The 18,845-nt window shown below is 61.2% G+C and carries 24 protein-coding genes and 1 tRNA gene; 9 read left to right on the top strand and 16 right to left on the bottom strand.

Features of this window, described 5'->3' with window-relative positions; translation table 11 throughout:
• Positions 1 to 10: 10 nt before the first annotated feature.
• Positions 11 to 946: a dihydrodipicolinate synthase family protein gene (locus tag RHE_RS03050; protein WP_011423968.1), complete on the top strand. Its 936-nt coding sequence runs from the start codon at positions 11 to 13 to the stop codon at positions 944 to 946.
• A 36-nt stretch (positions 947 to 982) separates the two neighbouring features.
• Here the strand turns inward: RHE_RS03050 and RHE_RS03045 are convergent, their stop codons facing one another.
• Entirely contained in the window at positions 983 to 1,375 is a 393-nt protein-coding gene (locus RHE_RS03045) for a RidA family protein (protein WP_011423967.1), read from the bottom strand.
• A 155-nt stretch (positions 1,376 to 1,530) separates the two neighbouring features.
• Between RHE_RS03045 and RHE_RS03040 the strand changes: the two genes are divergently transcribed.
• Positions 1,531 to 2,124 carry a TetR/AcrR family transcriptional regulator gene (locus RHE_RS03040; RefSeq protein ID WP_042117869.1) on the top strand — a complete coding sequence of 198 codons (594 nt, stop codon included), beginning with the start codon at positions 1,531 to 1,533 and terminating at the stop codon, positions 2,122 to 2,124.
• A gap of 76 nt (positions 2,125 to 2,200) precedes the next feature.
• On the opposite strand, the gene RHE_RS03035 is transcribed toward RHE_RS03040, so the two are convergent.
• Positions 2,201 to 2,428, bottom strand: a complete 228-nt coding sequence (locus RHE_RS03035) for a hypothetical protein (protein ID WP_011423965.1) — start codon at positions 2,426 to 2,428, stop codon at positions 2,201 to 2,203.
• A 232-nt stretch (positions 2,429 to 2,660) separates the two neighbouring features.
• Between RHE_RS03035 and RHE_RS03030 the strand changes: the two genes are divergently transcribed.
• Both RHE_RS03030 and RHE_RS03025 read left to right on the top strand, forming a co-directional pair.
• Positions 2,661 to 3,917 (top strand): arsenic transporter, encoded by a 1,257-nt coding sequence (locus RHE_RS03030; protein ID WP_042117866.1) that lies wholly within the window; start codon positions 2,661 to 2,663, stop codon positions 3,915 to 3,917.
• Between the two features lie 152 nt (positions 3,918 to 4,069).
• Positions 4,070 to 4,390, top strand: a complete 321-nt coding sequence (locus RHE_RS03025; protein ID WP_157700389.1) for an ATPase inhibitor subunit zeta — start codon at positions 4,070 to 4,072, stop codon at positions 4,388 to 4,390.
• Positions 4,391 to 4,578: 188 nt separating this feature from the next.
• Here the strand turns inward: RHE_RS03025 and RHE_RS03020 are convergent, their stop codons facing one another.
• From RHE_RS03020 to RHE_RS03000, 5 genes are all read right to left on the bottom strand, one after another.
• The gene (locus tag RHE_RS03020; protein ID WP_011423962.1) at positions 4,579 to 5,076 is read right to left on the bottom strand and encodes a DoxX family protein; all 498 of its coding nucleotides are present in this window, start codon (positions 5,074 to 5,076) and stop codon (positions 4,579 to 4,581) included.
• Positions 5,073 to 5,849, bottom strand: a complete 777-nt coding sequence (locus RHE_RS03015; RefSeq protein WP_011423961.1) for an HvfC/BufC N-terminal domain-containing protein — start codon at positions 5,847 to 5,849, stop codon at positions 5,073 to 5,075. The genes RHE_RS03020 and RHE_RS03015 overlap by 4 nt, the downstream gene beginning before the upstream one ends.
• A gap of 2 nt (positions 5,850 to 5,851) precedes the next feature.
• Positions 5,852 to 6,739, bottom strand: a complete 888-nt coding sequence (gene bufB / locus RHE_RS03010; protein ID WP_011423960.1) for an MNIO family bufferin maturase — start codon at positions 6,737 to 6,739, stop codon at positions 5,852 to 5,854.
• A 63-nt stretch (positions 6,740 to 6,802) separates the two neighbouring features.
• Complete coding sequence (locus tag RHE_RS03005) at positions 6,803 to 7,090, bottom strand: BufA1 family periplasmic bufferin-type metallophore (RefSeq protein WP_011423959.1); 288 nt, start codon at positions 7,088 to 7,090, stop codon at positions 6,803 to 6,805.
• A gap of 365 nt (positions 7,091 to 7,455) precedes the next feature.
• Positions 7,456 to 8,349 (bottom strand): LysR family transcriptional regulator, encoded by an 894-nt coding sequence (locus RHE_RS03000; RefSeq protein ID WP_011423958.1) that lies wholly within the window; start codon positions 8,347 to 8,349, stop codon positions 7,456 to 7,458.
• A 99-nt stretch (positions 8,350 to 8,448) separates the two neighbouring features.
• On the opposite strand from RHE_RS03000, the gene RHE_RS02995 reads away from it, so the two are divergent.
• From RHE_RS02995 to RHE_RS02975, 5 genes are all read left to right on the top strand, one after another.
• Entirely contained in the window at positions 8,449 to 8,910 is a 462-nt protein-coding gene (locus RHE_RS02995; protein ID WP_011423957.1) for a cupin domain-containing protein, read from the top strand.
• Positions 8,911 to 9,022: 112 nt separating this feature from the next.
• Positions 9,023 to 9,814, top strand: coding sequence for an arylamine N-acetyltransferase family protein (locus RHE_RS02990; protein WP_011423956.1), 792 nt, complete (start codon positions 9,023 to 9,025; stop codon positions 9,812 to 9,814).
• Between the two features lie 35 nt (positions 9,815 to 9,849).
• Entirely contained in the window at positions 9,850 to 10,467 is a 618-nt protein-coding gene (locus RHE_RS02985) for a YceI family protein (RefSeq protein ID WP_011423955.1), read from the top strand.
• Between the two features lie 174 nt (positions 10,468 to 10,641).
• On the top strand, positions 10,642 to 11,823 hold the full coding sequence (gene nhaA, locus RHE_RS02980; RefSeq protein WP_011423954.1) for a Na+/H+ antiporter NhaA: 1,182 nt from the start codon (positions 10,642 to 10,644) through the stop codon (positions 11,821 to 11,823).
• A gap of 292 nt (positions 11,824 to 12,115) precedes the next feature.
• Entirely contained in the window at positions 12,116 to 12,937 is an 822-nt protein-coding gene (locus tag RHE_RS02975) for a hypothetical protein (protein WP_011423953.1), read from the top strand.
• Positions 12,938 to 12,996: 59 nt separating this feature from the next.
• On the opposite strand, the gene RHE_RS02970 is transcribed toward RHE_RS02975, so the two are convergent.
• The 9 genes from RHE_RS02970 to murA all read right to left on the bottom strand — a co-directional run bounded on the left by RHE_RS02970 (position 12,997) and on the right by murA (position 18,783).
• Positions 12,997 to 13,072, bottom strand: a tRNA-Phe gene (locus tag RHE_RS02970).
• A 180-nt stretch (positions 13,073 to 13,252) separates the two neighbouring features.
• Positions 13,253 to 13,465: a DNA gyrase inhibitor YacG gene (gene yacG, locus RHE_RS02965; RefSeq protein ID WP_011423952.1), complete on the bottom strand. Its 213-nt coding sequence runs from the start codon at positions 13,463 to 13,465 to the stop codon at positions 13,253 to 13,255.
• A gap of 136 nt (positions 13,466 to 13,601) precedes the next feature.
• Positions 13,602 to 14,222, bottom strand: a complete 621-nt coding sequence (locus tag RHE_RS02960) for a Maf-like protein (RefSeq protein WP_011423951.1) — start codon at positions 14,220 to 14,222, stop codon at positions 13,602 to 13,604.
• Between the two features lie 36 nt (positions 14,223 to 14,258).
• On the bottom strand, positions 14,259 to 14,477 hold the full coding sequence (gene infA, locus RHE_RS02955; protein WP_003545338.1) for a translation initiation factor IF-1: 219 nt from the start codon (positions 14,475 to 14,477) through the stop codon (positions 14,259 to 14,261).
• Between the two features lie 123 nt (positions 14,478 to 14,600).
• Positions 14,601 to 15,086, bottom strand: a complete 486-nt coding sequence (locus RHE_RS02950; protein WP_011423950.1) for an arsenate-mycothiol transferase ArsC — start codon at positions 15,084 to 15,086, stop codon at positions 14,601 to 14,603.
• A complete protein-coding gene (locus tag RHE_RS02945) occupies positions 15,083 to 15,556 on the bottom strand; it encodes a UPF0262 family protein (RefSeq protein ID WP_011423949.1) in 474 nt (157 codons plus the stop codon). The genes RHE_RS02950 and RHE_RS02945 overlap by 4 nt, the downstream gene beginning before the upstream one ends.
• 8 nt (positions 15,557 to 15,564) lie before the next feature.
• On the bottom strand, positions 15,565 to 16,860 hold the full coding sequence (gene hisD, locus RHE_RS02940) for a histidinol dehydrogenase (protein WP_011423948.1): 1,296 nt from the start codon (positions 16,858 to 16,860) through the stop codon (positions 15,565 to 15,567).
• A 41-nt stretch (positions 16,861 to 16,901) separates the two neighbouring features.
• Complete coding sequence (locus RHE_RS02935; protein WP_011423947.1) at positions 16,902 to 17,333, bottom strand: DUF2948 family protein; 432 nt, start codon at positions 17,331 to 17,333, stop codon at positions 16,902 to 16,904.
• A gap of 157 nt (positions 17,334 to 17,490) precedes the next feature.
• Positions 17,491 to 18,783 carry a UDP-N-acetylglucosamine 1-carboxyvinyltransferase gene (gene murA / locus RHE_RS02930; protein ID WP_011423946.1) on the bottom strand — a complete coding sequence of 431 codons (1,293 nt, stop codon included), beginning with the start codon at positions 18,781 to 18,783 and terminating at the stop codon, positions 17,491 to 17,493.
• Between the last annotated feature and the right edge of the window lie 62 nt (positions 18,784 to 18,845).

Here is an 18,845-nt window from a genome sequence, read left to right as displayed (position 1 = left end):
GGGACGTGCGATGACCACCACCCGCCGCCACCCGATCGCTGGCAACTGGGCTAGCCTGCTGCTCCCCATTGCCGAAGACGACAGCATCGATTTCGAAAAGCTCGCCGAGGAAATCGACATTCTGATCGCCGCCAAGGTCGATGGCATCTATTCGAATGGCACCGCGGGAGAATTCCACAATCAGCGGCAAGCGGAGTACGAGCGAATTCAAGACGTGCTGGCGTCGCGTTGCCGCGCGGCCAGAATGCCGTTCGTCATCGGCGCCTGCCAGCCCGATCCGATCATCATGCTCGATCGGCTGCGCCGCGCAACCTTTCACAAGCCATTGGCGATCCAGGTGATCTTCCCCGACTGGTGGCCGCTCACCAACCTCGAAGCCACCGACTTCCTGAAGCGCGCGTCGGAGGCGGCGGAAGGAACCCCGCTCATCCTTTATAATCCGCCGCATGCGAAACGTGTCCTGTCGCCAGCCGAGCTCCGTGAGGTTTGCGGCCCCTGTCCGTCAGTGGTCGGGATGAAGATCGCCGATGGCGACGACGCCTGGTATGCGCAGGCACGAGCGCATCTTTCCGAATTTTCGCTGTTCATTCCCGGCCACCATCTCGCAACCGGCATAAAGCAGGGCGTTGCTGCCGGGGCGTTTTCGAATGTTGCCTGTCTTCATCCCCGCGGCGCCCAGGCCTGGACAGAGCTGATGCATCGGGATCTGGACGCAGCGCTTGATATCGAAAGCCGCATCTGCGCCTTCATGGACGATCACATCGTCCCGTTTCGCCGTGACCGCGGCTATTCTAATGCAGCGCTCGACAAACTGCTTGCCGCGATCGGCAACTGGGGCCCGGTCACCACAAGGCTGAGATGGCCTTACCACTTTATCGACGAGCAAGAAGCGGCAAGTCTGCGCGATCGCGCGCGCGTGATCATCCCGGAGCTCTTCGCTCAGTAGGTGACAAGACGCAGACCGAACGGGAGCCCTGCGGCATCATGCCGGAATGCGGGCGATGACCTTGATCTCGAAATCGAAGCCTGCCAGCCAGTTCACACCGATCGCGGTCCAATTCGGATAGGGCGGCTCGCTGAAAGTCTCCTGCTTGACGGCCATGATCGTTTCAAACTGGTTCTCCGGATCGGTATGGAATGTCGTCACATCCACTATGTCGTCAAAGGTACAGCCTGCAGCCTCCAGCGTCGCCTTGAGGTTTTCGAAAGCCAGCCTGACCTGGTGCTGGAAGTCCGGTTCAGGTGTTCCATCGGAACGGCTGCCGACCTGGCCGGAGACGAACAGAAGATCACCGGTTCGGATGGCGGCCGAATAACCATGGTCCTCGTAAAGGGCGTGTCTGTTCGCCGGAAAGATTGCTTCGCGTCGGGTCATTGTCGATCTCGCTTCCTATCGTGATTAGATGAGCAGCAGGCGATGGAGGGGCTTCACAGGTCACCCTGCCGTTTGATATACGTCGCGTATATGAACTACGTCACGGGCCGGATGTCAAGTCTCATATACGGCCCGTATGCGAAATTGGAGGTGAGATGGTAAGAAGGCGCAGCGAGACGATGGAGGAAAATCGTGTGAAGCTAATCGCGGCCGCCCGAAAGGCCTTTGCCGAGAAAGGATATGCCGCCGCTTCGATGGACGAACTGACTGCCGAAGTCGGCCTGACGCGGGGAGCGCTCTATCACAACTTCGGAGACAAGCGCGGGCTGCTTGCAGCCGTTGTCGATCAGATCGACACGGAAATGGCGTCGCGTGCAAAGGAGATCGGCGCCCGCGCGGGTGATGATTGGCAGGGCCTTCTCGCCGAGGGCGCGGCTTATATCGAAATGGCGCTCGATCCGGAGGTCCAGCGCATCGTCCTGCTCGATGGGCCTGCCGTGCTGGGTGATCCTTCACAATGGCCGAGCCAGAGCAGTTGTCTTCAGGCAACCAGGCAGACAATCGAGCGCCTTATCGTCCGGGGCGCCCTCAAGCCGGTCGACGCGGAAGCAGCCGCCCGGCTGCTCAACGGCGCTGCGCTCAATGCCGCCCTCTGGATCGCGGCGACTGACCGGCCGCAGGATCTGTTGCCAAGAGCTGTCGAGGCCTTCGACGCCTTGGCTGCCGGCCTTCTCAATACGTCCGCGTGAGCTTCCGATATACTGGCGGCAAACTGGGAATTTTGTTGGAAGGGAAGCGGTGCGGAGTGGCTCACACCGTTGTCTGTCACCAATAGCTCCCGAAAACCAGAAGAATTGCGCCGACCGCGATGACAACCATCGCCGGCCAGTTCCGCGCCAAGCTGAGGAACCTCAGGCCTTGGCGCCGCGGTTCGAGCGTGGCGCCGCCCTGCGGCATCAGGTGGGGATCACTCGGCTTTCGACGAAGCGTCGGCCGAAGGAGAAAAAGAAGGCCGCCGATTATGAGCGCGGCACCAATCAGAACTGCCCACATCGTCATCTCCGCCTGGGGATACGGGTGTGAGTTAAACCAGATCCAGCTGTGATTGTTCCGTTACGGATGTGCAGCCGATCGGCTGATTTCGGGCTTTGGTTTCCGGCAATTGTTAGTTTTCCAAGCTAAACGGATTTGTCAGTGCCTGAGCAAACATGTATTTGAACGGCAAAACACTCTCGCAACAACCAAAGCGGCTGTTCTGCCGCGCACCAACCGAACGCGATTGCAAATGACTGAACATGCCATGACCTGGGGGATCGCCGGTCTCACTGCGATGGGCGTCGTCGTGCGTCCCTTTCGGTGGCCGGAAGCGATCTGGGCCGTCTTCGGCGCCCTGCTCCTGCTCGCCTTTCGCCTCGTCGGACCCCATGATGTCCTGGCGGGCGTCGCCAAGGGCGGCGACGTTTATCTCTTTCTGATCGGCATGATGCTGCTCTCCGAACTTGCCCGGCGCGAAGGCCTGTTCGACTGGATCGCCGCCATTGCAATCGCGTACGCCCAAGGATCACCCCGGCGTCTCTTCGTGCTCGTCTATCTTGTCGGCGTGATTGTCACTGTCTTTCTTTCCAACGATGCGACGGCCGTGGTGCTGACGCCGGCCGTCTATGCCGCCTGCCGGACGGCGCGGGTCAAAGACCCGATGCCTTATCTGCTGATCTGCGCCTTCATCGCCAATGCTGCGAGCTTCGTTCTGCCGATTTCCAACCCGGCCAATCTCGTGATCTTTGCCGGCGGTGATATGCCGCCGCTCTCCCGCTGGCTGTCGACATTCATGCTGCCGTCGATCATTTCGATCGTCGCCACGTTCCTCTGCCTCTACTGGACGCAACGCCGCGCCCTTGCAGAAGACACTCTTGCCGCCGACACGCAGCAACCGCCCCTCTCCCGCAGCGCCCACCTCGCGGGATGGGGAATCCTGCTGACGGCCATCGTTCTTATCACGGCGTCGGCCATGCATGTCGACCTCGGCGTGCCGACCTTTGTTGCGGGCACGATCACCACCGCGATCGTTCTGATGCTGACGCGGCAAAGCCCGGCCGAGACGATGAAGGGCATCAGCTGGAGCGTTCTGCCGCTGGTCGCCGGCCTGTTCGTCATCGTCGAATCGCTCGATCATACCGGGCTGACGAACATTCTCTCCGATCAGCTGGCTGCGCTTGCCTCGGCCTCGCAATCGCAGGCGATCGGCGTGGCGGGCCTGCTCGTCGGCGTGATCTGCAACCTCGTGAACAATCTTCCTGCCGGCCTGCTTGCCGGCAGCGTGGTGCAGGCCGCAGGTGTCTCCGACAAGATCGCCGGCGCCGTGCTGATCGGCGTCGATCTCGGACCCAATCTGTCGGTGACGGGGTCGCTGGCGACGATCTTGTGGCTGTCTGCCCTGCGCCGCGAAGGACTGCATATCGGCGCCTGGACGTTTCTAAAACTCGGAACCGTCGTCATGGTCCCCGCACTCATTCTGTCTCTGGGGTCGCTCCTCTTGTTTTGAGTGGAAGCGCAGAACCGCTCTAACTTTTTTGATTTACCCAATTATGTGGTGAAATGGTGCGAGAGGCCTTCGTGCAGGCAGTTTCCAAATGATTGCTTGCGCAGCGAATGCGACGCATTCAAACAACTGACGGCCATTCAGCGGGAGGATCGATGATGGGCATCATCGACGAGCGTGAAGAAGCACTCGAGAAAGAGTACATCGTGAAGCTCGAGCGTTCGTTCCATATCAAGGCGAGGCGTGACCGGCTGCTGGCACGCTGGGCGGCCGAGCTCATCGGAAGAACCGACTTCGACGTCTATTTCGACGAAGTCATTTCCGCCGAGTTGCTGGAGTCAGGAGATGAGAACGTCTTCAGAAAGATTCTCAGCGATCTGCAATATGCCGACGTCGCGATCAGCGCTCAGACGGTTCGCGAGAAAATGAAGCAGCTTCTGCTTGAAGCGGCAAGGTCCCTTGACGAGGCCGGCTAAAGCCTTTCCGGGTGATGCGCGCTAGGCTGCCGGCACTTTCGTGCAGGAGACATCTCATGACCGTCCCATTGCGGCGGCAGCCGCTGACGCCATGACGCCGGACGGTTCTACGCCAGCCCCTTCGTCCGGCGCAGGCCCTCATGCCAGCTGAGCGCCTCCTCGCGGCGATGAGGCGTCTGGCCGCCGCGTCATTTACGGCGCTGCAAGACAAACGGATCAACCGCAATCTTGCCCCCGCCGAACACGACCAACGCCAGCGCCATTGCCGCCCAGGGCAAATGAAAATTTGCCCAGCCATCCGGGATGGTGAGCTGGATAATCGCCGTCATCAGCAGCAGACCGAGGGCAGCGAAGCGTGTGGCCAGGCCGAGGATCAGCAGAATTGGCAGAACCAGTTCTCCGATTCCGGCGGCCGTCGCCATCGTCAGAGGAAAGGGGTAGGCGACTGCGCTGCCGAAGATATGAAGCTTGAACTCCTGCTCGAATAGATATCTTGCGCCCGATGAAAGCGTCAGGAAGCCGTCCCATTTCGTCAGCCCCGACTTGAAGAAGGGAATAGCCAGCGCAAAACGCAGTGCCAGCAGCGGCAGCGACCTGGGAACGGAGGCGAGCAGCGCTTCAACGCGAGTGACGAGGGAGGCAGCGGCAGCGCCAAAGCCGTGCGAAGGGGCCACTTCGGTTTTCATGTGGAGTTTCCTTTATACTGTTGAAAGGCTCTAAACGCGCCGATACCGGCAAGGCCGACCAGCGCCGTTCCGAAATCGAATTCCGGGGCAGCCGCAAATGCCGCCTCTGCCGCCTCGCCGAGAGTGGCGGCGTTGAACAAGGCGGCGGCAAAAACGGCGTCCCGCGGCGGCAGGACATGAACATTGACCGACATCTCCGGTCGCACGACCAGCACCGCTTGCCCACCCCAGTCGGAGACCGGCGAAACCACCGCCTCTTGATGTGCGCTCCAGATCGAACCAACCGGAAAATTCGACAGGATCAGGCGTGCCGAGGGGTGTGGGAGGAGCCGCAAGTCCGAAAGCATCTCGGGCGCCACGGCTCCGAATGCCGCAAGATCGAGAGGCGCGCTGTCGGCGGCGTGGTAAGCCTCCGTCCAGGCGGCCTCGAGCCGGGCGACATCGGGCAGATAGACAAGCGTGCCTGCAGGCTCAAAAGCTGCGACGAAGTCGGGGAAATCGTCGCCATATTCCATGATCAGCGGCGAGGCCGGCTTGTGATCCTGGACGTAGGCCCGCGCCATGGCTGCAAAGAACTCCGAGCCGACGAGCCTCTCAGTCACCGGAAAGCGTTGCGCCAGCGCCTTTGTCAGCCCGACGAACACATTGTTGCGGTATACGGCAAACCGTGCCGCGTCGGGCTCGCCGCGTGCGTTGATGACGCCGTCCGGAACCGGCCGGTCGGGATGCAGCAAGGCATCGGCGAAGGCGGCTTGGCGGGCTGCGAAATCCATCGTCACGCCGCCCGGATCCGGCGCCCGCCGCGGCGAAAGGTTTCGGCGGCGAGCATTGCATCCACGCGTTTGGCCTCTGAATACAATGTGGCGAAATCCGGAACATTATTGTCCCATTCAATCAGCGTCGGAAGTGAGCCGGTGCGCGCCAGGGTATGTTTGTAGAGCGCCAATACGTCGCTCTTCACCGCCGTCGCGTGCGCGTCAATCAGCAGCCGATCGCCGGCGGGGTCGACGGTTTCGTCGTAACCCGCAAGGTGAATCTCGCCGACGAACTCGACCGGAAAACGATCTATATAGGTGGCGGCATCGAGCCGGTGGTTTACCGCCGAGACCATCACATTGTTGACGTCGAGCAGAAGGCCACAGCCCGTCCGCTGCGCGATCGTCGCCAGAAAATCCACTTCATCGATCGTACTCTCGGCGAACAGCATATAGGTGGAAGGGTTTTCCAGCAGCAGTTGCCGCCCGAGCGCCTGTTGCGTTTCATCGACATGGTCGACGACGCGCGCCAGCGTTTCTTCCGTGTAGGGTAGCGGCAACAAATCGTTGAGAAATCCCGTGTCATGGGTCGACCAGGCCAGATGTTCGGAAAAACTCTGCGGCCGATAGCGGTCGAGCAAGCTGCGAAGCCGCGTCAGATGCGCCTTGTCGAGCCCGCGCGCCGCGCCGATCGATAGACCGACGCCGTGCAGCGAAAGCGGATAGTGCTCCGTGATGGCTTGGAGATAGCGATGCGGCGGCCCACCTGCGCCCATGTAGTTCTCGGCATGGATCTCAAAGAAGCCGACATCCGGCAGATCGGCCAGAATAGTCTGGTAGTGCTCGGCTTTAAGGCCGAGGCCGGCCCGCGCAGGCAGGGGGACGGGTCGGGTTGCTGAAGCGGTCATCGCGGTTCTCCAGGTTTAGCAGAAAAGCACGGAGGCCCGGGCATCGGACCTCCGCTTTCGTTGTCAGCCTTTGGTCGGCTCGAGCTTACCCATGTGCCCGTTGACATTCATGCTGGTGCAGGTGCCAGCGGGGACGGCCTTCCAGGCGTTCCCCTGATAATCCATCGTCGATGTACCGGCGCAGGTCGTGCCGGCACCGGCGGCACAATCATTGTGGCCCTTGAGGGCGATGCCATAGCATTTCTCGTTGCCCACCATTTTCTCCGCCGGCAGAGGCGCGGCGAAGGCAGCGGATGAAATCGCAGTGGCGAGCGAGCCTGCGAGGGCGAGGGTGAGAGTGGAACGGTTCATGGATGGTCTCCTCTTGCAAAGATCCGCGTACCGGTCATCGGCCGCGTAATCCCTCTTTCGAGCCGACGATGCCGCTTGTTACAGGCATGGCGAACACGAATTGGTGATCGGCCTTCGCACGACGATACGGTTTTGTTCATAGGAGAGTGGCGGTGCTCGTTGGCGCAGACGCCACTGGAGGATTTCGCCGCACTCAGCTTATGGGTATTCACCTGCGACGGCTTCAAGGACCAGCGGCCCTTCCGCCTCCAGCGCCCAATCGGCGCACAAGGCTCATGACTGACCTTGATCGTCTGTCCACCTGCTGCCGCAGCCCCGATCAAACCTTCGCCGCCCGCGTTTTCCGATCCGAATTGGGACTTCGTCTATGGTCGCAGTTTGCCTGCCAGGAACGAGACGAAGCGTCGGACCTTTACCGCGATATGGCGATTGGCCGGATAGACTGCCTGTAACTGTATCGTGCTGATATCCCAATCGGGGAGAAGACGGACCAACCGGCCCTGCCTGAGGTCTTCCCCGACGACAAAGTCGGGCAGAAGGACTATGCCGAGTCCTAGCACGGCGGCGTCGCGAAGACCAAGACTATGATTAAGCTCCAGGCGGGGCACGATGGGAATGCGAAACTCCTCACCGTCCCTGCTGAACGGCCAAATCCGCCCCCATCTTAGTTCGGCGAAGTGAAGGCAGGCGTGGTGAACGAGGTCATGCGGCGTCATTGGCACCCCGTGTTCGGCAATATAGGCCGGTGAAGCGGAAATCACGATTGACGATGTCGCCAGTTGTCGGGTGATGAGATTGATATCGACCTCAAGGCGGCCTCGAATTGCAAGGTCGAAGCCATCCTCGACCAAGTTCACCGGCCGATGTGACAGGTCGAGTTCGACTGACACAGCCGGGTTGAGTTTGAGGAACTCCGAAACTGCCGGCACGATCACGAGGTGCCCGAGGTCGGGGGGCGCCGACACCCGCAATCGCCCGACAGCTTCCTTCTGAAACGAGATTGCGGCCCGTTCGGCCTCTCTTATCTGCGGCAGGATTCCCGAAAGCGCCTGCCTGTAAGCGGCCCCGGCCTCCGTCAGGGCGACCTTGCGCGTCGATCTTTGAAAGAGGCGGATGCCGAGGCGATCCTCGAGTTGTCTGACTTGGGCGCCGACCGTCGCCCGCGCCATGCTCAGTTCCTCGGCCGCCTTCGTGAAGCTCAGATGCGTGGAAACCGTTAGAAATGCGGCAATCCCGTCAAGCGGATCAAGCGTTTTCATGAGTGCAATTATCCATACAATGATGTCGGTTTATCCCTCTTATCATGGGAGAGGACGCAAAGTAATCGGTGGGGTGTACTCAAGCAAAGGAGACCCGACATGATGACATTCACCCAAGCTGCGGTCTCGCCGTCCGGGTGTGGGACGCTGGCAATGGCATTCGGCAGGCATGTCATCCGCATGATGGCCGCCAGTACCGGCGGTTCTCTCGGCATGTTCGAGGCCTTCGTGCCGGCCGGCGAAGGTCCGCCTCTGCATGTGCACGAGCGCGAGGACGAGTTCTTCCGCGTCCTTGCCGGCCGCTTCGGCTTCTGGTGCGCCGGCGACTATGTCGAACTTGCGGAAGGCGGCTGCATCGCATTGCCGCGCGGTTTGCCACACCGTTTCCGCAATGTGGGGAAGGTGGAGGGCCGCCTCATGGTCGTCGTCACACCGGGCGGGTTCGAAAGTTTCTTTCCGATCGTCGAGCTCTCCAGGCCCGAAACGCCCGAGCAGATCGCCTCGGTCGCCAGGGGCTTCGGCCTGACCATCCTGCCCGAGGGCGACCGCAAGGTCGCCTGAACCACCCAAACAGACAACCGGAACCCGGACAACGGTCCATCGAAAGGAGACCGAAGGATGACACACGTGCCTTCGAACGAAAACGCAATGACCCTGACAACAACGCAGCTCGATGCCTATCTGGCCCGGATCCGGGCTCGAGCAGCCGCTGCGTGTCAGTATCGACACCCTGTCGCAGCTGCACCGCGCCCATCTCATGACCTTCACCTTTGAAGCGCTCGATGCCTTCATGGGTTGGCCCTCCGCGATCACGCCGGCCGCGGCCTTCGCCAAGATGGTCGAGGGACGGCGCGGTGGCTGGTGCTACGAGATGAACGGCCTCTTCGGCGCCGCGCTAGCTGCGCTCGGCTTTCGCGTGACCCGCCTTTGCGGCGGCGTGCAACGGGAAAAGCTCGGCGATATCGCCATTGGCAATCACCTCACCCTGCGCGTCGATCTCGACCGTTCCTATCTTGCCGAAGTCGGCGTGGCGGATGCCATCATCGAGCCGGTGCCGCTGGCCGTCGGGCCGATCAGCCAGCGCGGCTTCGACTTCTCGATCATGCCGGCGGATGGCGGCTGGCTGCGTTTCAACAATCACATGCATGGCATTGCCAAGAGCTTCGATTTCAAGCCAGACCACAGCGACGAGGCCGCCATGGTCGCAACCCATGGCTGGCTGATGCAGGATCCCGCCTCCCCCTTCACCAATGCGCTCGCCGTCCTGCGACACACGGCAGACGGCTATGTCGCGCTGCAGAACGACTGCCTGCGCCGCGTAACCGCAAACAGCCTCAGCGAGCAGCGCATCACCAGCGCGGATCATCTCGCCGACACGTTCGAAACCGTGTTCGACCTCGACATTCCCCAGGCGGCAAAAGTCTGGAAGCGCCTCCAGTCCCTCACCCGCGACAAGGCGGCCTGAGCCAGCCTCATCATTCCAGACTCAAGGACATATCCATGCTGCGCATCCCTGCATTTCTGTTCGCTCTCGCCCTGAGCGCGATCACCGCTTTCGCCGCCGCCGACGACCCGGGGCCCGGCGGGGCCTACAAGACCGATCCCTCGCATTCGAGCTTCAACTGGTCCTTCAACCACTCCGGCCTGTCGCACTACACCGCGCGCTTCACCAGGGTCGACGCGCGGCTCGACTGGAAGCCGGAACGGCCGGAGACCTCCGCCCTGTCGGTCACGATCGATCCGCTCTCGGTCCGGACCGACTACCCCTGGCCTGACAAGGTCGACTTCGATGCCGAGATCGGCGGCGACAAGACGTTCCTCGCCGCCAAGCCGATCACCTTCGTGTCCAGGGCCATCCAGATCACGGGCGAGAAAACCGGCACCGTCGAAGGCTTGCTGACCTTTCGCGGCGAGACGCATCCGGCAACGCTCGATGTCACCTTCAACGGCTCGATGGCCAAGCACCCGATGATGGGCGTCCCGAAAATCGGCTTCTCGGCGAGGGGCAGCATCAAGCGGAGCGAATGGGGGCTGGACTTCGCAATTCCCGAGCTCGGGGATGAGGTCACCTTCGCCATCGAAACCCAGATGGTGCCCGCCGACTACGCATTCCAGTGAGAAGCGAAGCGAGCGGCAGGTCCAACGGACCTGCGCCTCTTTGCCGATTTCGCTGGCAATGGCGATGCGACCCCTTTATCTTGCAGGGATGGCGTGTGCTGCGTGCGCCACGGGCTTTCCCGAAATCGACGGAGACTGAAGATCAACCTTCCAAAGCACAGGGAGCGCTGACCGGTGTCGCAGCCTATCTCTCCAGGTCTCATCCGATCCACCCTTCGCCAGTTCCTCGATAGCGAAGCGTCAGGCGGTCTGGTGCTGATGGCAGTCGCCTTGGCGGCAATCGTGACGGCGAACTCACCGCTTGCAGAGGGTTACTTCCACGCTCTTCATATCTATCTAGGGCCGCTCAGCCTGCTGCACTGGATCAATGACGCGCTGATGGCGCTGTTCTTTCTCCTCGTCGGGCTCGAGATCAAGCGCGAAATGCTGGACGGCCAGCTCTCCAGCTGGAGTCGCCGCATTCTGCCGGGTGCGGCGGCACTGGGAGGCATGCTCTTCCCCGCCCTCTTCTACATCCTGTTCAACCGGGAAAACCCGGCCGCCCTGCGTGGCTGGGCGATCCCGACGGCGACGGACATCGCATTCGCCCTGGGCGTCATCTCCCTGTTCGGCCCGCGCGTGCCTGCCTCGTTGAAGATCTTCCTGGCGGCACTGGCGATCATCGATGACCTGGGGGCCGTCGTGATCATTGCGCTGTTCTACACGAGCGATCTCAACCTGCTGGCGCTCGCAGCGGCTGCGGCGGTGCTCGCCGCGCTCTATGGCATGAACCGGGCCAGGATTCTGAAGCTATGGCCGTATCTGCTGCTCGGCGCCGTGCTCTGGGTGCTCGTCTTCGCATCCGGAATCCACGCGACATTGGCCGGCGTTCTTCTCGCACTGACGATTCCGTTGAAGGCAACGCCGGGAACGCGCGAGGCGAGCCACGAGCAGTCGCCGTTGCACCATCTCGAGCACATCCTACAGAAGCCCGTCGCATTCATCGTCGTTCCGATCTTCGGCTTTGCCAATGCCGGCGTCTCCTTCTCTGGCGTCTCGGCTGCCACGCTGACCGAGCCATTGACCCTCGGCGTGGCGGCAGGACTTTTGCTTGGAAAACTGGTCGGCGTTCTCAGCACGGTCTTCCTGCTCGTCAAAATCGGTCTCGCCGACCTTCCAGCCAAGGCGAGCTGGGGGCAGATGACCGGTGTGGCCGCCCTCTGCGGCATTGGCTTCACGATGAGCCTTTTCATCGGGCTGCTTGCATTCAACGATCCCGACGTCCAGGACCATGTGAAGATGGGCATCCTGCTTGGGTCTCTGCTGTCCGGTCTGGTCGGCGCGGCGATGCTCGCAACATTCAATCGCCGATCCTAGAAAGCGGGGCTGCAGTTCTCCATGAAGAACCCGGCCGATAGCGCCCGTTGTTTCGGCCGAAAGAGACCTCCAGTCAAAGCTTTGGGAGCAAGCATCTGCAACAAAAGCCTGCTCGAATTGTACGCAAATTTTCGCTAAAGTCGGCCAGTCGCTGGCCTAGCAGTGACATTTGTCTATTCGCTATTTTTATTATCCCGAACCAGCATCGCTTACACTTCGGTTTTAAATGTCGATACCTTTACGTTCAGCCTCACTGCAGAATAGATGCCGCAGCTACAGTGTTGAAGATCTCATGACGGACGCCGCTTTTGCCGCAGCTCTGCGTGAATCCGCCTCCGAGCTACTGGCAATCCATCGCAGAGCGCCGAGAATAGTGCGTTATGTTGCCGATCTGCAGAAGTGGCTGCTCAGCCAGGCGGCGTTGGCACTGCATTTTGAGCGGAAGCTCAACCCGTCCTGCCCCCCTTTGACCGCTTCCAACCTTGCAAAGTTTCTAGTCGAGAACCACATCGCGAGCCACAACACCGTCGTCGCACATATGAAGGAGATGGCGTATTACAAATTATTCGAGCCGGTGGAGACGACGGATCGGCGCGCCAAACCGTTACAGGCGAGCGCCTATGCTGAAACCTTGATCCGGCAATGGTTCGAAGGGCACCTTCGTTCCTTGGACGGCATGGACGCGGGAGATCGCTGTCGGTGGTCGGAGGCGGATGAGACAATTCTGTATCGCGCTCAGCCGCGTATTGCACGTCGGCTGTTTAACCATCCGGATTGGTATAGCCCGCCCGAAAGCGTTGCGCTGTTCGTAAGGTCCGAATCCGGAAGCAACATATTGCACGACCTCATGTCGCGTGTGCCACTGGCACCGGTCGTAGGTGAACGCACCTGGGTGGGCGATGTCTCTGCACGACTGACCGCGGCCGAATATGTCATTTCCCGCAGTCATGCCAGCAGATTGCTGGCGGCCGCGCAAAATCAGGGACTGCTGGGATGGGAGGCTACCCAAATGAGCGGGGATTGCTGGGTTTCCGCGAGATTCGTCCTCGACTACAGACGCTGGCAGGCCACGAAATTCTCGGTTATCTCCGAGGTTTTGGCGAGTATCGAGTAGACGCTTGGGATAGCGTTCCCGAAGGAACGCTGAACCGATGAGACTGTTTTGGAACCGTGTGGTGCCCAGGGGCGGAATCGAACCACCGACACGCGGATTTTCAATCCGCTGCTCTACCAACTGAGCTACCTGGGCCAACCTGCTTCGCTGCGGTGCTCTTGATGAAAAGAACTGCGGGGCCTTGGTTCGCCCCGGAAGCGAGCGGGGTTATAGCATCTTGTTCGCCCATGGCAAGCGTCAAATGACTCTTTTTTGACGGTCTTGCCGATTTTGCCGATTCATGTGGAAAAATAAGAGCTTCGGGGAGGAAATCTGCTAGTTTTCCTCGTCGGGATAATCGGCCTTCGTTTCGTCGTCGGCCACTGGAATGGCATAGGAGCCGGTCAGCCAGCGGGAGAGATCGACCTCACGGCAGCGGTTGGAGCAGAAGGGGTAATGTTCTCGGTTCGATGGTTTGCCGCATTCCGGGCAAGGGCGCGTCTTGCGCAGGGGCTCGACCTTGGCGGCGGCTTTCTTGTCTTCGAGCATGATCGGTTCCGTCCTAAAGCATGTCGCGCAACAGTGTCAGCGCTTTTTTGCGACAACGACATGCATAAAAACAAAGCCTTAAAGCGCGACGCGCAGATCTGAAAGATCGTGACGCGCTTTAAGCATTGGCCGTGGGTCAGCCCTCGGGCCACCGGCTATGCACATCGAAGCCCTCGCCGGTCAGAAGCAGAATGGTTTCATATAGCGGCAGGCCGACGACATTGGTGTAGGAGCCCACCATCTTCTGCACGAAAGTGCCGGCAAGGCCCTGGATGCCGTAAGCGCCCGCCTTGCCGCGCCACTGGCCGGAGGCTAGGTAGTTCTCGATCTCGAAACCGGAGAGCCGCTTGAAGCGCACCTTGGTCTCGACGATCTTCTGGCGAATCTTGCGATCCGGCGTCACCAGGCAGATGCCGGTATAGACGAGATGGTTGCGTCCCGACAGGAGATGCAGCGAACTCAGCGCCTCGTCGGCGAACTCGGCCTTGCCGAGAATGCGCCGGCCGACGGCGACCACCGTATCGGCGGAGAGGATATAGCTCCCCTTCCAGGTGATATCGCCCTTGATGGCGGCAAGTGCTGCCTCGGCCTTCTCGGCCGACAGCCTTCGGGCGAGCGAACGCGGATGCTCCGACTTCTTCGGCGTTTCGTCGATATCCATCGGCATCAGGCGCGAAGGCTCGATGCCGGCCTGGTTGAGCAGGTCGACGCGGCGGGGCGAGCCCGAGGCCAGAATGAGCTTGTATTTCAGCGCCATGAAACCTCGACCATCGGCGGACGGGAGCGAGCAGACTTACTTGAAACGATAGGTGATGCGGCCCTTGGTCAGATCGTAGGGCGTCATTTCCACAAGCACCTTATCGCCCGCGAGAACGCGGATGCGGTTCTTGCGCATGCGGCCGGCGGTATGAGCGATGATCTCGTGTTCGTTTTCAAGCTTCACGCGAAACGTCGCATTCGGCAGAAGTTCGGTGACGATTCCCGGGAATTCGAGGACTTCTTCTTTCGGCATATAGTGGTTTTCTTCCTGTGGGTTGCAGAGGCAGCGCAACGCGCGCCTTTAAAATTTGGGCGGAAACTACACAATCAACGCAGGTTTGTGAACCTTGTTGATCAGGCTTTCCTTTATTTGTTTTCATGCCGATTGCGCGGCAATGCCATTTCGTTTGAGCAGCCGGCTCTCGATGAGGACGGCCAGGTGATCGCGAACCTCGCGATAGCTGTCCAGTATCTGCTCGCGCGTGCCGCTGACGACCGTCGGATCCATGGTCGGCCAGTAGACGACGTCAATCGCGTTCGACCGCGTCAGCTCGAGTGCGGCGTGATGGGCCTGCGGCGACAACGTGATGATCAGATCGAAATAATCGTCTTCGAGTTCTTCCAGCGTCTGCGGCTGGCGGCGCCCGAGAGAAAGCCCGATTTCGTCGAGCACGACATCGACGAACGGATCGCGCTCGCCGGCGCGAACGCCGGCGGACCTTATATAGGTATTGGCAGGCAGAATGCTACGGGCGATCGCTTCGGCCATCGGCGAGCGGATGGCGTTCAGGCCGCACATGAAGAGGATGGCGCCTGGCCTTTTTGCGTCCCCGACGTCGGCGGCGAGCTCCATCGCCGTCATCCGCGCCAGTAGAGCACGCAGACCAGCGTGAAAAGGCGCCGGGCGGTGTCGAAATCTACCTCGATCTTGCCGGCCAGCCTGTCTTTCAGCGTCTGCGAGCCTTCATTGTGGATGCCGCGCCGGCCCATATCGATCGCCTCGATGCGGCTTGGCGTGGCCGATCGGATCGCTTCGTAATAGCTTTCGCAGATCATGAAGTAATCTTTGACGATCCGCCGGAACGGGGTGAGCGACAGGATATGGGTGGCGACATCGCCGCCTTCTTCCGTCTTGATGGCGAACACCAGCTTCGAATCCATCAGCGAGATGTTCAGCCGGTAAGGACCGCCGGAATGGCCGAGCGGCTCGAACCTGTTCTCCTCGATGAGATCGAAGATGGCGACGGCGCGTTCATGCTCGACATCGGGTGTCGAACGGCCGATCGTATCGTCCAGGACGACGTCGCAAAGCCGGAAATCGCCCGCCGCCATGCCCTCACCTAATCGAGGTTGAGGCGGATCGCGACCGACCGCGCATGGGCATCGAGACCTTCGGAGACGGCAAGCGCGATCGCCGCCGGGCCGAGGGTGCGCAACTCAGCCGGCCCCAGGCGCAGGATCGAGGTGCGCTTGACGAAATCGAGCACCGAAAGACCGGAGGAGAAGCGCGCCGAACGCGCTGTCGGCAGCACATGGTTCGAACCCCCGACATAATCGCCGATGACCTCGGGCGTATGAGCGCCGATGAAGATCGCGCCGGCATTGCGGATGCCGTCGAGCAGCCGGTCGGGATCGGCGAGGGCGAGCTCGACATGCTCGGCTGCGATGCGGTTGGCGAGCGGAATGGCTTGCTTCAGATCGGCAACGAGGATGACGGCGCCGAAATCGCGCCAGCTTGCCGCTGCCGTCTCGGCGCGGTTCAGCGTCTTCAGCTGGCGTTCGACCGCCTGCTCCACCGCCTTGCCGAATTCGACATTATCGGTGATCAGGATCGCCTGGGCGCTGGCATCGTGCTCGGCCTGCGCCAAAAGGTCGGCGGCGATCCAATCAGGATTGTTGTCCTTATCGGCAATCACCAGCACCTCGGAGGGGCCGGCGATCATATCGATGCCGACGGTGCCGAAGACATGGCGCTTGGCGGCGGCGACATAGGCGTTGCCGGGACCGGTGATCTTGGCGACCGGGGCGATCGTGTCGGTGCCATAGGCGAGAGCGGCGATCGCCTGGGCGCCGCCGACGCGGTAGATCTCGCTCACACCGGCAAGCCTGGCGGCGGCGAGCACCGCCGGATTGACGGCGCCGCCTGTGGCAGGAACGGCGATGACGACGCGCTCAACGCCGGCGACCTTTGCCGGCACCGCATTCATCAGCACCGAACTCGGATAGCTCGCGGTGCCGCCCGGAACATAGAGCCCGACCGCCTCGATCGCCGTCCAGCGCGAGCCTAGACCGACGCCGAGATCGTCCTCGTAGATATCGTCCTTCGGCAGCTGCCGGCGATGATGGCTCTCGATGCGCAATGCCGCAAGCTTCAGCGCCCCCAGCACTTCGGCAGGCACCGCCTCGATCGCGGCGTCGATCTCCTCAGGCGTCACGCGCATCGGCACGGCGGCGAAATCGATGCCGTCGAACTTCAGCGAATATTCGGCCAGCGCCACATCGCCGCGCGTCCTGACATCATCGATGATAGCGCGGGCGACGGCGTTCACATCCTCGGACACTTCGCGCTTTGTCGTCAGAAAAGCGGCAAAATGCTGCTCGAAACCTTCCGATGCCTGATCCAGCCAGATTGCCAAGAGCTATATTCCTTCTCAACTCGAACCGCGATGTTCAAACTTCAGGGGTGGCGGGGTTTGGAAGCCGCCTGCCATGCGCCACCGATATCGGCCATCTGGACCTCGATGCATTCGACGTCGAGCGCAATCGAGGCCGTGCCCGACAGCGCCAGCTCGATCGTGCCATCCGGCCCATCGCCCTTTTTCTCGAAACGGAGCGCCAGCAGCGACAGAACCTCATCGCGTTTGCCGCGATCGATGCCGAGCGAACGGACGGCAAGCACGCGCTTGAACACCAGAGCGGCGCGGCGGCGCTCGAAACCTCTGCGCTTGCGCGCGGCACTCTCCCAGACGAAGCGATTGGCGGCAAGCGCGAACTGGGCGCCGCGCGGCGACCAGTCGATGTCGCCGACCTTGAAGACGCTATCCTGCATATGCGCAGAAATGATCGCGAGGTCTTCGTCATCGAGCGCAACAAGCTTCAGGTCGGTCATTCAGGCTCAATCCCTAGAGCAGGATGCCGAAAAGCGCGAGCTGTTTTCGGACGACATCATGCTCTTGCTATTTAACAGGCATCGCCGGAATGGCGATGCGTCAGACAAGGGAAATAAGATGCTGCGACCGATTAAGCAACTGGAATGAAGGTGTCTCTTACTCGCTGATGCGCTCGACGACTGCGCCGCAGCGGGTCAGCTTCGCTTCGAGCCGTTCGAAGCCGCGGTCGAGGTGGTAGACGCGGGAGACCGTAGTTTCACCCTCGGCGGCGAGACCGGCGATGACGAGCGAGACGGAGGCACGCAGATCGGTCGCCATCACAGGCGCGCCGCGCAGGCGTTCGACACCTTCGATCTTCGCCGTCTGGCCGGAGAGCGAAATCCTGGCGCCCAGCCGGGCAAGCTCCTGCACGTGCATGAAGCGATTTTCGAAGATTGTCTCGGTGACATGCGAGATGCCGGAGGAGCGGGTCATCAGCGCCATGAACTGCGCCTGCAGATCGGTGGGGAAACCCGGGAAGGGATCGGTGACGATATCGACCGGCTTGATGCCGGCGCCGTTGCGCCTGACGCGCATGCCGTTATTGGTCGCGGAGATGTCGGCGCCGGCCCGGCGCAGGGTTTCCAGCGCGGTATCGAGCAGCGCCACATCGGTATTTTCGAGCACGACGTCACCGCCGGCCATGGCGACGGCCATGGCGTAGGTGCCGGTCTCGATGCGGTCCGGCAGGACGCGATGACGGGCGCCCGAGAGCGAGGTGACGCCTTCGATGGTGATGGTCGAGGTGCCGGCGCCTGATATCTTGGCGCCCATGGCGTTCAGGCAGTTGGCGAGATCGACGACTTCGGGTTCGCGGGCGGCATTGCCGATAACCGTCGTGCCGCGGGCAAGCGTTGCCGCCATCATCAACACATGGGTGGCGCCGACCGAAACCTTCGGGAAGGTGTAGCGCGCGCCGATCAGGCCGCCATCCGGAGCCTTGGCGTTGATGTAACCGGCATCGATCTCCATGGTCGCGCCGAGCGCCGTCAGGCCTTCGATGAAAAGATCGACGGGGCGCGTGCCGATGGCGCAGCCGCCCGGCAGCGACACGCGGCAATGGCCTTCGCGCGCCAGCAGTGGCCCGATGACCCAGAAGGAGGCGCGCATCTTCGAGACCAGTTCATAAGAAGCGGTGGTATCGACGATGGTGCGGCAGGTGAAATGGATCGTGCGGGCGTAGGAGTCCTCCTGGCGCTCGCGGCGGCCGTTGACGGCGACATCGACGCCATGATTGCCGAGGATGCGCATCAGAAGCTCGACATCGGCCAGATGCGGCACGTTTTCCAGCGTCAGCGTGTCACTGGTCAGAAGCGAGGCGATCATCAGCGGCAGTGCGGCATTCTTGGCGCCGGAAATCGGAATGATGCCATTCAGCTCATTACCGCCGACAATTCTGATACGATCCATGTGCGCTTACTTCCTGAAAGTTCTGCCTTGAAAGAAGGTGAGGTGTTTAGGGGATTTATGAA

Source organism: Rhizobium etli CFN 42 (assembly GCF_000092045.1).
GTDB classification, from domain to species: Bacteria; Pseudomonadota; Alphaproteobacteria; order Rhizobiales; family Rhizobiaceae; genus Rhizobium; species Rhizobium etli.
Note: the sequence above shows the minus strand (reverse complement) of the source record. Positions and strands in the feature narration are given on the sequence as shown.

Coding starts and splice junctions, on each gene's coding strand:
- RHE_RS02935 (WP_011423947.1), bottom strand. CDS start 17,333: ATGACCGACCTGAAGCTTGTTGCGCTCGATGACGAAGACCTCGCGATC.
- RHE_RS02950 (WP_011423950.1), bottom strand. CDS start 15,086: ATGACGGCGATGGAGCTCGCCGCCGACGTCGGGGACGCAAAAAGGCCA.
- RHE_RS03005 (WP_011423959.1), bottom strand. CDS start 7,090: ATGAACCGTTCCACTCTCACCCTCGCCCTCGCAGGCTCGCTCGCCACT.
- RHE_RS03040 (WP_042117869.1), top strand. CDS start 1,531: ATGGTAAGAAGGCGCAGCGAGACGATGGAGGAAAATCGTGTGAAGCTA.
- RHE_RS02975 (WP_011423953.1), top strand. CDS start 12,116: ATGACGGACGCCGCTTTTGCCGCAGCTCTGCGTGAATCCGCCTCCGAG.
- RHE_RS03025 (WP_157700389.1), top strand. CDS start 4,070: ATGATGGGCATCATCGACGAGCGTGAAGAAGCACTCGAGAAAGAGTAC.
- RHE_RS02995 (WP_011423957.1), top strand. CDS start 8,449: ATGATGACATTCACCCAAGCTGCGGTCTCGCCGTCCGGGTGTGGGACG.
- RHE_RS02990 (WP_011423956.1), top strand. CDS start 9,023: ATGCCTATCTGGCCCGGATCCGGGCTCGAGCAGCCGCTGCGTGTCAGT.
- bufB (WP_011423960.1), bottom strand. CDS start 6,739: ATGACCGCTTCAGCAACCCGACCCGTCCCCCTGCCTGCGCGGGCCGGC.
- RHE_RS03000 (WP_011423958.1), bottom strand. CDS start 8,349: ATGAAAACGCTTGATCCGCTTGACGGGATTGCCGCATTTCTAACGGTT.
- RHE_RS03050 (WP_011423968.1), top strand. CDS start 11: ATGACCACCACCCGCCGCCACCCGATCGCTGGCAACTGGGCTAGCCTG.
- RHE_RS02985 (WP_011423955.1), top strand. CDS start 9,850: ATGCTGCGCATCCCTGCATTTCTGTTCGCTCTCGCCCTGAGCGCGATC.
- infA (WP_003545338.1), bottom strand. CDS start 14,477: ATGCCGAAAGAAGAAGTCCTCGAATTCCCGGGAATCGTCACCGAACTT.
- RHE_RS03020 (WP_011423962.1), bottom strand. CDS start 5,076: ATGAAAACCGAAGTGGCCCCTTCGCACGGCTTTGGCGCTGCCGCTGCC.
- RHE_RS03035 (WP_011423965.1), bottom strand. CDS start 2,428: ATGTGGGCAGTTCTGATTGGTGCCGCGCTCATAATCGGCGGCCTTCTT.
- RHE_RS03045 (WP_011423967.1), bottom strand. CDS start 1,375: ATGACCCGACGCGAAGCAATCTTTCCGGCGAACAGACACGCCCTTTAC.
- yacG (WP_011423952.1), bottom strand. CDS start 13,465: ATGCTCGAAGACAAGAAAGCCGCCGCCAAGGTCGAGCCCCTGCGCAAG.
- RHE_RS02945 (WP_011423949.1), bottom strand. CDS start 15,556: ATGGCGGCGGGCGATTTCCGGCTTTGCGACGTCGTCCTGGACGATACG.
- RHE_RS03015 (WP_011423961.1), bottom strand. CDS start 5,849: ATGGATTTCGCAGCCCGCCAAGCCGCCTTCGCCGATGCCTTGCTGCAT.
- RHE_RS02960 (WP_011423951.1), bottom strand. CDS start 14,222: ATGGCGCTGAAATACAAGCTCATTCTGGCCTCGGGCTCGCCCCGCCGC.
- RHE_RS03030 (WP_042117866.1), top strand. CDS start 2,661: ATGACTGAACATGCCATGACCTGGGGGATCGCCGGTCTCACTGCGATG.
- murA (WP_011423946.1), bottom strand. CDS start 18,783: ATGGATCGTATCAGAATTGTCGGCGGTAATGAGCTGAATGGCATCATT.